The 12,090-nt window shown below is 67.9% G+C and carries 15 protein-coding genes; 2 read left to right on the forward strand and 13 right to left on the reverse strand.

The genetic code is table 11. The annotated features are described in order from the left end of the window. Positions 1 to 6: 6 nt before the first annotated feature. The 9 genes from QUE79_RS18960 to QUE79_RS19000 all read right to left on the reverse strand — a co-directional run bounded on the left by QUE79_RS18960 (position 7) and on the right by QUE79_RS19000 (position 7,876). Entirely contained in the window at positions 7 to 471 is a 465-nt protein-coding gene (locus tag QUE79_RS18960) for an FAD-dependent oxidoreductase (RefSeq protein WP_286344418.1), read from the reverse strand. Beyond that, the gene (locus QUE79_RS18965) at positions 435 to 1,148 is read right to left on the reverse strand and encodes an FAD-dependent oxidoreductase (RefSeq protein ID WP_286344419.1); all 714 of its coding nucleotides are present in this window, start codon (positions 1,146 to 1,148) and stop codon (positions 435 to 437) included. Before QUE79_RS18965 ends, QUE79_RS18960 begins: the two co-directional genes overlap by 37 nt. Continuing rightward, positions 1,141 to 1,905, reverse strand: a complete 765-nt coding sequence (locus QUE79_RS18970) for a class I SAM-dependent methyltransferase (protein WP_286344420.1) — start codon at positions 1,903 to 1,905, stop codon at positions 1,141 to 1,143. Before QUE79_RS18970 ends, QUE79_RS18965 begins: the two co-directional genes overlap by 8 nt. After that, positions 1,902 to 3,089, reverse strand: a complete 1,188-nt coding sequence (locus QUE79_RS18975; protein ID WP_286344421.1) for a type III polyketide synthase — start codon at positions 3,087 to 3,089, stop codon at positions 1,902 to 1,904. Before QUE79_RS18975 ends, QUE79_RS18970 begins: the two co-directional genes overlap by 4 nt. A gap of 436 nt (positions 3,090 to 3,525) precedes the next feature. Beyond that, positions 3,526 to 4,740 carry an MFS transporter gene (locus QUE79_RS18980; protein WP_286344422.1) on the reverse strand — a complete coding sequence of 405 codons (1,215 nt, stop codon included), beginning with the start codon at positions 4,738 to 4,740 and terminating at the stop codon, positions 3,526 to 3,528. Beyond that, a complete protein-coding gene (locus QUE79_RS18985) occupies positions 4,737 to 5,441 on the reverse strand; it encodes a carboxymuconolactone decarboxylase family protein (RefSeq protein WP_286344423.1) in 705 nt (234 codons plus the stop codon). Before QUE79_RS18985 ends, QUE79_RS18980 begins: the two co-directional genes overlap by 4 nt. Further along, the gene (locus tag QUE79_RS18990) at positions 5,441 to 6,463 is read right to left on the reverse strand and encodes a zinc-dependent alcohol dehydrogenase family protein (RefSeq protein WP_286344424.1); all 1,023 of its coding nucleotides are present in this window, start codon (positions 6,461 to 6,463) and stop codon (positions 5,441 to 5,443) included. Before QUE79_RS18990 ends, QUE79_RS18985 begins: the two co-directional genes overlap by 1 nt. Before the next feature lie 97 nt (positions 6,464 to 6,560). Continuing rightward, positions 6,561 to 6,947: a (R)-mandelonitrile lyase gene (locus QUE79_RS18995; RefSeq protein ID WP_350271589.1), complete on the reverse strand. Its 387-nt coding sequence runs from the start codon at positions 6,945 to 6,947 to the stop codon at positions 6,561 to 6,563. 11 nt (positions 6,948 to 6,958) lie between these two features. Further along, positions 6,959 to 7,876 (reverse strand): helix-turn-helix transcriptional regulator, encoded by a 918-nt coding sequence (locus tag QUE79_RS19000; protein ID WP_286344426.1) that lies wholly within the window; start codon positions 7,874 to 7,876, stop codon positions 6,959 to 6,961. 99 nt (positions 7,877 to 7,975) lie between these two features. On the opposite strand from QUE79_RS19000, the gene QUE79_RS19005 reads away from it, so the two are divergent. Both QUE79_RS19005 and QUE79_RS19010 read left to right on the forward strand, forming a co-directional pair. Continuing rightward, a complete protein-coding gene (locus tag QUE79_RS19005; protein ID WP_286344427.1) occupies positions 7,976 to 9,352 on the forward strand; it encodes an MFS transporter in 1,377 nt (458 codons plus the stop codon). Between the two features lie 480 nt (positions 9,353 to 9,832). Beyond that, positions 9,833 to 10,057: a hypothetical protein gene (locus QUE79_RS19010; RefSeq protein ID WP_286344428.1), complete on the forward strand. Its 225-nt coding sequence runs from the start codon at positions 9,833 to 9,835 to the stop codon at positions 10,055 to 10,057. A gap of 100 nt (positions 10,058 to 10,157) precedes the next feature. On the opposite strand, the gene QUE79_RS19015 is transcribed toward QUE79_RS19010, so the two are convergent. The 4 genes from QUE79_RS19015 to QUE79_RS19030 all read right to left on the reverse strand — a co-directional run bounded on the left by QUE79_RS19015 (position 10,158) and on the right by QUE79_RS19030 (position 12,044). Further along, on the reverse strand, positions 10,158 to 10,538 hold the full coding sequence (locus tag QUE79_RS19015) for a type II toxin-antitoxin system death-on-curing family toxin (protein ID WP_286344429.1): 381 nt from the start codon (positions 10,536 to 10,538) through the stop codon (positions 10,158 to 10,160). Further along, entirely contained in the window at positions 10,535 to 10,726 is a 192-nt protein-coding gene (locus QUE79_RS19020) for an antitoxin Phd (protein ID WP_286344430.1), read from the reverse strand. The genes QUE79_RS19015 and QUE79_RS19020 overlap by 4 nt, the downstream gene beginning before the upstream one ends. A gap of 112 nt (positions 10,727 to 10,838) precedes the next feature. Further along, positions 10,839 to 10,982: a hypothetical protein gene (locus QUE79_RS19025; RefSeq protein WP_286344431.1), complete on the reverse strand. Its 144-nt coding sequence runs from the start codon at positions 10,980 to 10,982 to the stop codon at positions 10,839 to 10,841. Between the two features lie 603 nt (positions 10,983 to 11,585). After that, entirely contained in the window at positions 11,586 to 12,044 is a 459-nt protein-coding gene (locus tag QUE79_RS19030; RefSeq protein ID WP_286344432.1) for a hypothetical protein, read from the reverse strand. Positions 12,045 to 12,090 lie beyond the last annotated feature (46 nt).

The raw sequence follows: 12,090 nt of genomic DNA on the forward strand, positions 1-12,090 counted from the left end.
GCAGGATCAGCTCCAGGTCATCGAATAGGACCGAGCCAGCAGGCGCTTGGCCGGGGTCGCCAGCACGAGTCCGAACCCGGCGTCGCGAGTCGCCCGGCGGATGCTGCCCGCGGGTCGCCCCATCGCCATGTTCGCCTCGGCCTGCCGCGCTGCTCGCTTGGCCACGCGCATCCGGCGGACCTCGAAGTCGTCGAGGGCTTTCCTGTCGATGCGATCGCGACCGACGGCCCCGGTGAGGAGCGGCGCCAGCTCGGCGGCGTCGAGCCAGCCCAAGTTCATGCCCTGTCCACCGATCGGGCTGATCTCGTGCGCGGAATCGCCGATCAGGATCACGCGGCCGACCACCATCCGCTCGGCCAGTCGCCGACGGGTGACGAACGCGCTCAGCATCGAGTTGCTCGTGGGATCGACCCGGCTCCCGATCCTCCCGCCGATCAGTTCGGCGAGCATGTCGGCGGTCGGACGCACCATCGGCTCACCGGTGTGCACGACGAAACGCCGCAGGCCACCGGGCAGCGGGAACGACTCGACCACTCCCCGGCCTCGAGGTGGATCACGGCGTCGTCCGCGTCGCCCGTGTCGTCGCGGAAGTCGCCCATCACGAAGGGGTCGTCGTAGATCTTCAGGGTCGCCGGGATCCGCAGCAGGGAGCGAACCGCGCTGCGAGCGCCGTCGGCTCCGACCACGAAGCGCGCCAGCTCGAACACGTCGTGCCCTCCGGAGCGTCCGTGGAGCCGGACGTGGCCGGGGTCGACGTCGTCGATCCCCCGCAGTTCGACGCCACGCTGCAGAGCCTGCGGGTTCAGGGCCTCGAGCCGGGCGCTGATGATGGCCTCGGTGCGGTGCTGAGGGAGGGACGCCACGAAGGGGAACTCCGCCGAGACTCCTGCGAACGACACGGCGCCGAGGGTGCGGCCGGCGCTCTTCGCGACGCCGCGGCTGATGTGCACCGCCTCCCCCACCACGTCGTCGGCGACACCGACGCGCGAGAACGCCTCCAGGGCGGGCGGATGGACGCCGATGGCGCGCGACAGCGCCGAGGGCGAGACGCGCTTCTCCCAGACGGCGACGTCGAGACCCCGCTCGGCGAGCAGAGCCGCGAGGAACATGCCCACCGGCCCGCCGCCGACGATGACGACGTCACGCACGAGCGCCCCCGGGAGTCTCACCGGATTCGTGGGTGAGCAGCAGCCGGAACGGCCACTGCGGCACCACCAGCCACCCGCTCGGCACGGCGGCGGCGAGCTCGGACCGACGATAGCTGCGCCGGATCGACAGGAGACCGTCGTGGTGGATGAACGAGCCCCGGAACGTCGCCGCCGTCGCCACCCCGTACGCCGCGTAGGCGACCCGCCCGCGCGCGATGTCGTTGTGGAGCACGAGCTTCCGGGCAAGACGTTCACTGTCGTGCAGCAGCGCGCCGAACGCCTCGGGGTCGAGGTGGTGGAGCACGTGGTTCGACACGACGAGGTCGAAGGTTCGCCCGGCTTCGACGAGCGTGCGACTCGCCGTCCGCTCGAAGGTCACCTGGGGCACCTGCGGCCGTCCGGACGCGTAGTCGAAGGCGCGGGGGTCCGGGTCGATCGCCGTGATCTGCAGGGGGTGGCCGTCGGCCGCCGACCACCCGGCCAGGGCTCGGGCGACGTCACCGCCGCCCGAGCCGACGTCGAGCACGGTCAGGGGTTCGCGCGAGGCCTTCGCGAGGGGCAGGATCCTGCGCCGGTAGACCGTGCGCCAGCCCGCGACGAGACGGTTGACGAGGTCGAAGTGGCCGTAGGTGGCTTCGAGGGCGCTCTGATCGCACTCCGGGTCGTCCATCAGCTCGAGGCTGGTCGTCTCGCGTCGACGCAGATCGACGCGTCCTCGCGCGGGAGGGGCTTTCTTGCCGTCGACCGGGGCGGTCACGACGTCGGCTGGCGGACGGGCTGACGGTGGACGGCCGGACGTCGCGGTGCGGCGATCGTCGCGGGCTGGCGCCTCAGGGTCATCAGCGCCGACTCGACGGTGAGTCCGGGGCCGAAGGCGAGAGCCGCGACGCGCTCGGGGCCGTCGACGGCCCCCAGCAGAATGCGGCGCAGGACGAACAGGATCGTGGCGCTCGACATGTTGCCGTACTCGCGGAGGACGTCGCGCGAGTCGGCGAGCTGCCCCTCCGAGAGCTCGAGCGCCGTCTGCACCCGGTCGAGGATGCTGCGGCCGCCCGGGTGGACGGCCCAGCGGTCGACCGATGCGGGTGCGCGACCGTCGAGGCGCGCATCGCGCGCGAGCAGGGGCTTCAGGATCTCGCCGATGTTCTGCTCCAGGAGCCTCGGCACGTAGGTGGAGAGCACCATGTCGAACCCCTGGTCGCCGATGGTCCAGGCCATCTCGCTCTCGCCCTCGGGGACCAGCGCGCTCTCGAAGGCGTCGAGCTCCAGAAGGGGTGTTCCGACCGGAGCCGGGCGGGCCGTCACGAGGGCGGCCGCGGCTCCGTCGGCGAACACCGAGTTCGCGACGATGGTGTCGGTGTCGTCGGTGACGTGGAGATGCAGCGAGCACAGCTCGACGCAGACGACGAGGACGACCGCGGCGGGGTCGGCGAGACAGAACTGCTGAGCGGCTCGAAGAGCCGGGAAGGCGGCGTAGCAGCCCATGAAGCCCAGGTGCAGACGCTGCGTCGATGGGGCGAGACGGAGACCCTGCGCGACGGCCAGGTCGACGCCGGGCGCCGAGAAGCCGGTGCACGAGACGGTGATGACGTGCGTGACGTCTTGCGCGGTGAGATCCTGCGCCCCGCTGCTCGCCAAGGTCTTTCGAGCCGCCTCGAGGGCGAGCGGCCCGGCGTGAGCGACGTACGCCGCGTTCCGGGCGCCGGTGCCCGGGGCGGCTGCACCCGGTTCGAGGAACGCAGGATGCTCGGGGCCGGCACCGGGAACGAGCTCGTCGAGCACGGTGTGACGGGTCTCGATGGCCGACGCGTCGAAGGCGGCGGTGACGAGGCGCTTGCCCAGGCGGCCGAAAGCGGGCTGGGAGGCGAACAGATCGCGGAGCGCGTCTTGGCGGACGACGTTCTGCGGGACCGCGGTCTCGAGGGAACGGATGGCGACCATGCGTCATGCTAGCGCCGGGCGCCGACGGGGGCTCAGGAACGGGCAAAAGGCCCTCTGACACGCTCCGAAGACGCGTGAACGGAGGGCCTTTCTCGCTTCCCACCGTCGAACCGGAATCAGACCTCGTCGAAAGTGGGGGGACGGGCTGTCGCTCTCGGGAGAGTTGAGTCAGCCTTTGGGAAGTAGTTTCCCTCCGTTCGGGCGGCTTCGCAAGGGGCGTCTGCCGCCCGGTCCGCCGTGGGCGTTTTGTCGTAGCCATGCTGGCTATTCCTGAGGACCCGCAGCCACTCGCTTGCCGCCGTCGCGAGCGGCACATGGGTTTCGACCCCGCTCGAATCTGCACGGAGGAGCTTCCCGTCCGTAATTCGGCCTTTGTCAAAGAACCCGTTTTGCACCTGCCGGAGCGCCTCGACCGTGCCTCTTTCACGACGGTCGTTCAGGCGTGAGAGGTGTGTGCAGCGGTCGCGCGGCGCAGCGCCAGGACACCGAGCGGGATGAGGCCAAGGACGACCATGACCAGGCCGATCACTTCAGGCGCGGTGACCCCGAGGGGGCCGTCGAGGGCTTCGCTCTCGAGCCACGACGCGATCGCAGTCCCGCCGTTGAACGCTGCCACCGAAAGGGCCGCGGCAAGGGTCGGAGCCGATGGAGCGAACCGAACAGCGAGCCCGGTGGCCACCGGAGGGACGGCCATCCCTACGATGCCGAGCAGGATTACGAGCACAATCGTCGGAACAACGAAGACGGAGAGCCCGAACAGGAGACCCAGCACGGCTGCGACTCCGACGGCCGCCGACACCAAGGTCGTAAGGGGGCGTCGGTCGGCGAAGCGTCCGGCCAGGTTCGTACCGATGACCGCGCCGATACCGAAGCAGACCAGCACGATCGGCACCGACCGCTCGGGAAGCCCCGTGCGTTCCGTCGCCAGCGGGGTCAGGTAGCTGAAGGCGCCCATGTAGGCGCCGGTGATCAGGACAGTGGCGGCGACGAGCAGCCAGGTCTTCCCGTGGGCCAGCGCCTGAAGTTCGGCCACGGCCGATTGCGGTGCACGGTCTTCATCGGCGGGCGCGAAGCGGTGGATGATGACCGCGGCGACAGCTGCCAGAACGGCGAGGCCCCAGAACGCGCCGCGCCAGCCGATCAGCTGGCCGGCGAGTGGCCCGAGGGGAACCCCGGCGACGGTTGCGAGTCCGACACCGCTCATCATCACGCCGAGCGCTCGCGAGCTCCTGGTGGGACCGGCGGCGGTGGTCGCGACGACCGAGGCCACCGACCAGAACGCCCCGGTCGCGACCGCGGTCAGCACGCGAGCGACCAGCACGATCGCAAAGCTCGCACTGAGGGCAGCGATTACATGCCCGAGGGCGAAGACCACGAGCGCGATCACCAGTGTCGACCGGCGCGGCAGGCGCAGGGTGGCGACCGCCATGACAGGCGCACCGACGACCATCCCGATCGCGAACGCCGTGATCAGCAGCCCCACTTGCGCCACGTTGACGTCGAGCCCGGTTGAGATCTGCTGCAGGAGCCCCGCGACGATGTACGCACTCGTGCACATCAAAAACGTCCCGACGGCGAGGAGCGGCACCACGAAGGGCAGGCGCTCCTTCGCCGGCGCGGACGTCGAGCTGGTCGCGGCGGTCGAGGTCACGAGGCGGGTGCCGCCGTGTTGACCTGGGCGAGCGCGTTGAGGGTGCGCGGGTAGCCGATGGAGGGCACGAGCACGGTCAGCACGTCGAGCAGGTCGCCGCGGGTGTTGCCGACGTTCAGGTTGGCGATGACGTGTCCCTTGACCTGGTCGTCCGCGCCGCCGAGGGCGGCGAGCAGGGCGAAGGTGATGAGTTCGCGCTTCTTCACGTCGAAGCCCGTTCGCGTGTAATAGTCGCCGAAGCAGTTGCCCGAAAGGAACTCCTGGAAATGCAGGGCGTCAGCAGGAGCGTTCGCGTACATGCCGTCGACGGCCTCGTTTCCGACGATCTCCTTCTGCCTCGCCGTGCCTACCTCGAGGCGGGTCTCACGCGTCGTGCTCGACTGGCCGGCCAGCGGCAGCTCGACGCCGCGCGCAGTCAGCACCTCGTTGGTGGCCGTCAGGAAGTCGGACACGCGGGCGAAGCCGACATAGGCAACCGCCTGGTAGACGAGTTCCTTCGCCTGGATGGGGGCCACACCGGTATCGAGCGCTGCACCTAACAACGCGTGGAACTCGGTGACGGCGCCGACCGCGATCGTCGCAGCGAGCCGGTAGACGTGGCGGTCTCGGGGTTCGAGTGACGAATGGCTCAGCGTCTCGCGTTCGGCGAAGTTCTCGTAGAAGGCGGCGAATTCCGGGTCGGTGTCGGTGAGGGGCCGCATCAGAATCGCACCAGGGCCTTGATCGCGCGGCGCTCGTCCATGGCCTTATAGCCGTCGGCGATGTCGTCGAGAGACACCTCGAGGTCGAAGACCTTGCCGGGGTTGATCTTGTCGGTCCAGATGAGATCGATCAGCTCGGGAAGGTACTGCCGGACGGGGGCAGGTCCGCCGTGCAGGTGCACGCCCGACATGAACAGCAGGTCTCCCGAGAGCGACACGTCGTGGGAGACGCCGACGAAGCCGACGTGGCCGCCCGCGCGGGTCGAGTTGAGGGCCTGGAGCATCGACTCTTGCGTGCCGACCGCTTCGACGACCGAGTGCGCACCGAGCCCGTCGGTGAGTTCTTTGATCTTCACCACGCCCTCGTCGCCGCGCTCCGTGACGATGTCGGTCGCGCCGAACTCGCGGGCCAGCTTCTGTCGTGATTCGTGGCGGCTCATGGCGATGATCCGGGAGGCACCGAGCTGCGACGCCGCGAGGACGGCGAGCAGCCCCACGGCTCCGTCGCCCACGACGACGACTGTCTTGCCGGGGCCGGCTTCCGCCGCGACCGCGCCGTACCAGCCGGTACCGAGCACGTCCGAGGCGGCCATCAGCGACGGGATCTTGTCAGGCGCCGGCATCTCGGGCGTCGCGACGAGGGTGCCGTCGGCGAGCGGGATGCGGGCGTATTCGGCCTGCGTGCCGATGGTGCCCATCAGGGTGCGGTGCACGCAGTGCGACTGGTAGCCGGCCTGACAGATCTCGCAGGTGTTGTCGGACGACCAGAACGACCCGACGACGAAGTCGCCGACCTTGACGTTCGTGACCTCGGAGCCGATCTCATCGACGACGCCGACGTATTCGTGACCCATCGGCATCGGCTGGTCAGAGGTTTCGACGCCGCGCCAGGGCCAGAGGTCGGACCCGCAGACGCAGGTCGCGGAGAGCCTGATGATCGCGTCGGACGGTTCTTGGAGGGTGGGGCGGTCGCGGTCTTCGACGCGGACGTCGCCGGGGGCATGCAGTACTGCTCCTCGCACGGAGGTGTTCCTTTCACAGGGGCGCGACGATAGAGCCGGCGCAGAATGCACGAGGCATCCCCGCCTGCTTCGTCGCGTGATCGAGAGGGTGGGTTACTTACGGGCGGCGGTACTCGTCGTCGGTGACGGGCTCGAGCCAGGTCGTCGCGGTCGACGGGTCGTCGGGGATGTCCATCATGACGAGGTGCTCCATGAAGGCGTCCGGGCTGGCGCCGTGCCAGTGTTCTTCGCCCGGGGCCGTGTAGACGGTCTGGCCGGGGTGGACCTCGAGGATTTCTCCGCCGCGTGCCTGGATCCAGGCGATGCCTTCGGTGACGTGGATCGTCTGACCGAGGCCGTGGGAGTGCCAGTTGCTGCGGGCTCCGGGTGAGAAGTGCACTCGTGCGGTGCTCGCGCGCTGACCGTCGTCTTGAGGAACGCCGATCATGTCGACCCAGACGTCACCGGTGAACTGCGTGGCGGGGTTCTTGGCGGTGGGTTTCATCGGTTGGAGTTTCATGAGTTATTTTCATTCGTGAGGTCGGCCGCCGCGGAGGCGGCGGAAGTGGGCGGCGTCGCTGCCCACGACGCCAGCAGGCTCAGAGCCTCGGCGGTCGGGGTGCCTGGCGCGGCGGTGTAGATCATGAGGTTGAGGCCGGGGTCGGCGACCAGTTCCGTGCCTTCGAAGATCATGTCCAGCGGCCCGACGAGTGGGTGGATGAAGTGCTTCATCCCGCTCGCGTGACGGCGGACGTCGTGCACGCCCCAACGGGCACGAAACGCGTCGCTGCGGGTCGACAGCTCGCCGATCAGATCTTGCAGGTCTTTGTCGTACGGGTCCTTGCCTGCTTCGGTGCGGAGGATCGCAACGGTCTGGTCGGCGGCGATACCCCAGTCGGGGTAGAAGCGGTCGGCGCGGTCGGGGTCGAGGAAGCAGTGCCGGGCGAGGTTCATGGGCTTGCCGGGCAAGGTCGCCTCGGCACTGTCGTAGAGGTCCGCGTAGACGGCTTTCCCGAGCGCGTTCGAGGCCAGGATGTCGAGCCGCCCGTTTCGCACGAAGGCGGGGCCTCCCGTGATGGCGTCGAGGATGAACTGCAGGCTCGGACGCACGTTCTGCGCCTTCGCGGCGCGACGCTTGGAAGAGATCGGTGACGCGTTCGCCGTCTTGGCCAGGTCGAATAGGTGCGCCCGCTCGTCGTCGTTCAGCAGCAGGGCCTGCGCCAGAGAGTGCAGGACGCCGTCGGAGGCGCCGGCGAGGCTGCCCCGCTCGAGACGGGAGTAGTACTCGACGCTGACACCGGCGAGCAGTGCTACTTCGGTACGCCGAAGGCCGGGCACGCGCCGGTTCGGCCCGCTCGGCAGCTCTACCTGCGCAGGAGTCACGTTCGCCCTGCGGGTCGTGAGGAACTCGCGCACCTCGTCGGAATTGTCCATGGCTCGAGCGTACGAGCGCGCCGTCGCTGGTGGAATGCCCTGCCAGTACACCCTTCGTCAGGGCACCCTTCCGGGAAAAATCCGGGTCATGCTGGCGGCATGACTTTCACGACGACGGCTTCGACGACGCGCGCGGGCCGCACCCTGGCGCTTGCGTCGCTTGGGTTCTTCCTTATCACGCTCGACATTCTCATCGTGAACGTCGCACTGACCAGGATCGGCCGTGACCTCGGCGGCAGCACCTCCGGCCTGCAGTGGGTCATCGACGCCTACACGCTGATGTTCGCCTCGTTGCTGCTCTTCGCGGGAAACCTCTCCGACCGGATCGGGGCGAAGAGGGCGCTCGGGTGGGGTATCGCGGGGTTTCTTACCGCGTCCATCGGGTGCGCAGTCGCACCGTTCCTCGGTGTCCTCATCTTTGCCCGTGTCGTGCAGGGCTCGGCGGCCGCGATCATGCTTCCGGCCTCGATGGCGCTCATCCGCGAGGCCTACCAGGACCCGAAGGAACGGGCACACGCCCTTGGTATCTGGGCCGTCGGCGGTGCTGTCGCCGGAGCCGTCGGGCCTGTGCTGGGTGGCGCCCTTACCACGATCGACTGGCGACTGGTCTTCGCCATCAACCTGCCGGTCTGCGTCGTCATGCTCGTTCTCCTGCGCTCGGTCCAGAAGTCCGCCGCTCGCCCGACCCGATTCGACTGGGGCGGCCAGATCGCCGCCCTCGCGACCCTAAGCGGTCTCGTCTTCGGTCTCATCGAAGGTGGCTCTCTCGGGTTCGCCTCTCCCGTGGTGATTGGCGCGTTCGCGGTGGCTGCCGTTGGCCTGGTGGCGTTTCTCGCGATTCAAGCGCGTATCCGGAACCCGATGATGCCTTTGCCACTCTTCCGCCCCCGGGGCATGCGCATCGCGCTGCTCGTCGGCTTCGCCTTCATGGTCGGCAACTTCGGCACCGTCTTCGTGAACAGCCTGTTTTTACAGCAGCACCTCGGCATGTCGCCCCTCCTCGCGGGCCTCGTGTTCCTGCCGTCCGCGGCTTTCAGCGTCTGCGGCAACATGATCAGCGGCACCCTTGCCAACCGTCATGGCGCCCGCGTGCCCATCGTCTTCGGCCTGCTCACGATGGTCATGGGTCTCGTCATCCTGATCCTCACGGCCCCGCTCGGGTCTCCGTGGGCGGTCCTCATCGGGTCGATCTTCACCGGAGCCGGCGGCTCCGTGGCCATGCCGCCCGTCACCTCCGTCGTCCTCGCCAGCGTCCCAGCCGAACGGTCCGGCACGGCCAGTGCCGTCTTAAACACCTTCCGCCAGGTCGGCGGCGCCGTAGCCATCGCCGTCTTCGGCGTCCTCATCGCCAACCGGACGCACTTCGTCAGCGGCGCGCAAACCAGCTTCATCGTCGCGGGAGCAGTCATCCTCGTAGCCGCGGTCGCCGCGATCTTCATCCGACCGCCGGTCGAGAGCACCGCAGCGGTCGCGTGACGGGTGCCCTGGCAGGGCATCCCCGTCAGCAAGCCCACGGGGTTCGTTTGAAGTCAGACAGATCGAGCGCTCCGTGGTGCTGGGGATGGACGTCGCCTTCACGATCGAGGCAATCGGACCCGATCGACCCGCCGACTCTGACCTGACTGTCGGTGGCGCCGGCAATGGTGTGCGGGCTCCTCCTGTTGGGACTTCCCGTAAGCACGCTCGTTTTCGCTGCCCTTGGGGCCGCTACCGGCCTGCTGGAGGCCGCAACGCCCTGTCTGCACGCCGCTGACGCCGAACCGGCTCGACAGCCTCGCTCGTCATCGCACTCGAGTCGTTCTTGGACAACTCTGAACACCTCCACGATCGAGGTGTTGCGACGACCAGTTGAATCCGCCCTCGCGCGGCTTCACCGGTCCTTCCATCGCCGTTGTCCGGCGACCAGACCGGACGGAGCCACCCGCCAACGAAGCCGTCGTAGTCGACGGTGCCAACATGGCGTCGGAGATGTTGCTGGGCCCGCTGCGCGTCATTCAAGTCGAGCACCGTATCGAGCGGCTTCACTTCGCAGCGCTCGTCGGCCTCGCCACCGATGACGGCGACTGGGAGCGCGACGACCCTCAGGAGACCCACCGCATCGCAGATGACTTCCAGCTGTGCGTCGAAGCCGAAGCCGTTGTCGTGACCGGCCAGATCATGGAGCGGCGCCACCGCGCTTGATCCGCGCGCGTTCTTCGACCGCCCGTCAACGACAAGACCCCTTTCACCCTCACGGGTGTCGGGGGTCTGTCTTTTCGCCAGACCCGCGAGGCGGACTCGTTCAGGAGGCGAACGACTCCAGCGCTCGCGCAATGTCGTCTACCTCAAGGGCACCGGTTGCGGCGTCGACCACGAAGTCGTACGCCGCGTCGACGTCGAAGCCCGGATCAAGCGTCACGCCGTTGACACCGAGGAACACCCACGCCGCCGCCCACGCCGTGCGCTTGTTGCCGTCGACGAGAGCGTGATTGCGTGCCAACGAGTGCAGCAACGCGGCGGCCTTCAGCCAGAGGTCCGCATACGCGTCGATGCCGAAGACGCTCGTGCGCGGCCGAGCCACCGCGGCGTCGAGAAGCCCGAAGTCGCGGACGGCCAATGTGCCACCGAAGGCCGCCGAGCCAGCGGTCAGCACATCGTCGCGGTCAAGGAAGTACGTCGTCACGCGAGACGTGCGTTCAGCTCCGCGGACGTAGCCGCGACCTGCTGCGCCAGCTGAGCCACCAGAGCCTTGCGATTCCGCGCGGCGCTCAGGGCCTGGTCGTGCACGTAGGACTTCAGGGATGTCTCAGCCGAAGCTGTGCGGATCTCTTCGAGCTCGGCTTCTGTGAACGTGACGTTGAGCGAAGGCATGACAGGAGTCTAGAACGCTGGTACCTAATTTGGTACCGCGGGGACGGTACTCAGAGCTCGACCAGCCCCCTTCACCCTCACGGGGGCGCGGCTCTTATCTCAGCACGCCCGGCTAGACGAGCCGCTTCGTCTGCACAGGAACCTCGTCGCCGTCTTCGAACTCGCGGAAGCTCACGACGCGCACTGCGCCGTCGCTCCTATCGGCGAGATCCTCCAGCGCCTCGAACACCTCAGCGTCGATGCTCGCCGCCACCACCGTGAGGACCTGCCGCTAGTTGGCGTCGCCGGGTGCTTCACGCCCGAACATGGAGCCGAAGAGTTCGTCGAGCGTGAAGTCGTCGCGGTAGCCGGCGAAGATGCTCCGGAGTCAGCGGTTTGAGGAGTCATCGATGAGCGCACCAGAGCTTTCACGAAGGCTTGAGCGTCGTTCTGAGCGACAAAGACAGAGCATCTCAACAAGAGAAGGCCCTCCGCCTGGAGAAACCCCAGGTCAGAGGGCCTTACATGTAGCGAAAGCGGGACTCGACTCCCCACCGAGCCGCCGCACCATGCCTCCGCTTCGCTCCGGCAAGCCGCGGACTGCCCGGCGTGGGCCCACGAGCGGCTTCTCGATCCGCCCACCCGACAGACGACGAAACGGCCCGGCCCTGGAGGGCCGAGCCGTTTCGACGTCTGTAGCGAGGGCGGGACTCGAACCCGCGACACCACGATTATCGGCGCTCCTATATCGGGAGTTTCCGCTGACTGCCCGCACCTACCGCTTACGTCTGGATCAAGGGAATGCTGTTTCCTAGGTGGTCCAGCTTGTTCCTCTGAATCTGCGGGGTTTATGCGGGTTTTTCTGAGGGTCGCAAGACGGTTAGCCTCGTTCGACTTCGGCGCGAATCTCACGAACGACTTGATTGACCGCGAGCTGCGTCTCGATCGCGTCCTTAATATAGGCCGGATTGTCGGGAGACTCGGGGGCGTCGAGTTTGGCCTGTAGGCCCGCGTCGTCGTGGGCAATGCGTCGATCCCACTGCCGCGGGAGTCGGTCTCGACCAATCAGGCCGATAAGTGTGAGGGCCTCTGCGCCGAGGCGTTTGCTCTCGGCCGGGTCGGTGCTACCTCCCCGGTTATTGTTCTCCAGCAGCCCGGCAAGAGCGTCCAGCTCGAACATGAGGCGCGCCTGACTCAGTGCGGAAGCCCGATCCTTGACGGCAATGTCGCGGCTGTTCTTGCGCTCGCGGCGCGAGACCTCCAGAGCCACAATCGACGCCCCGACGGCTACGACGACGGCTATGGCCTGAATCCAGAGAGTGACGTCTTGATTAGTCATGGGCACACCCTATGAGATGCCAGCGCGGCGAGCGTCGAACTGTCAT

Origin of the sequence: Frondihabitans sucicola, from assembly GCF_030296615.1 — a bacterium.
Lineage (GTDB): Bacteria > Actinomycetota > Actinomycetes > Actinomycetales > Microbacteriaceae > Frondihabitans > Frondihabitans sucicola.

Bases quoted from the DNA above. Each gene is read 5' to 3' on its own strand.
- QUE79_RS18975 (WP_286344421.1), bottom strand. From the start codon at position 3,089: ATGGTCGCCATCCGTTCCCTCGAGACCGCGGTCCCGCAGAACGTCGTC.
- QUE79_RS18985 (WP_286344423.1), bottom strand. From the start codon at position 5,441: ATGCGGCCCCTCACCGACACCGACCCGGAATTCGCCGCCTTCTACGAG.
- QUE79_RS19010 (WP_286344428.1), top strand. From the start codon at position 9,833: ATGGCGTCGGAGATGTTGCTGGGCCCGCTGCGCGTCATTCAAGTCGAG.
- QUE79_RS18995 (WP_350271589.1), bottom strand. From the start codon at position 6,947: ATGAAACCCACCGCCAAGAACCCCGCCACGCAGTTCACCGGTGACGTC.
- QUE79_RS19000 (WP_286344426.1), bottom strand. From the start codon at position 7,876: ATGGACAATTCCGACGAGGTGCGCGAGTTCCTCACGACCCGCAGGGCG.
- QUE79_RS19030 (WP_286344432.1), bottom strand. From the start codon at position 12,044: ATGACTAATCAAGACGTCACTCTCTGGATTCAGGCCATAGCCGTCGTC.
- QUE79_RS19005 (WP_286344427.1), top strand. From the start codon at position 7,976: ATGACTTTCACGACGACGGCTTCGACGACGCGCGCGGGCCGCACCCTG.
- QUE79_RS19020 (WP_286344430.1), bottom strand. From the start codon at position 10,726: ATGCCTTCGCTCAACGTCACGTTCACAGAAGCCGAGCTCGAAGAGATC.
- QUE79_RS18960 (WP_286344418.1), bottom strand. From the start codon at position 471: ATGGTGCGTCCGACCGCCGACATGCTCGCCGAACTGATCGGCGGGAGG.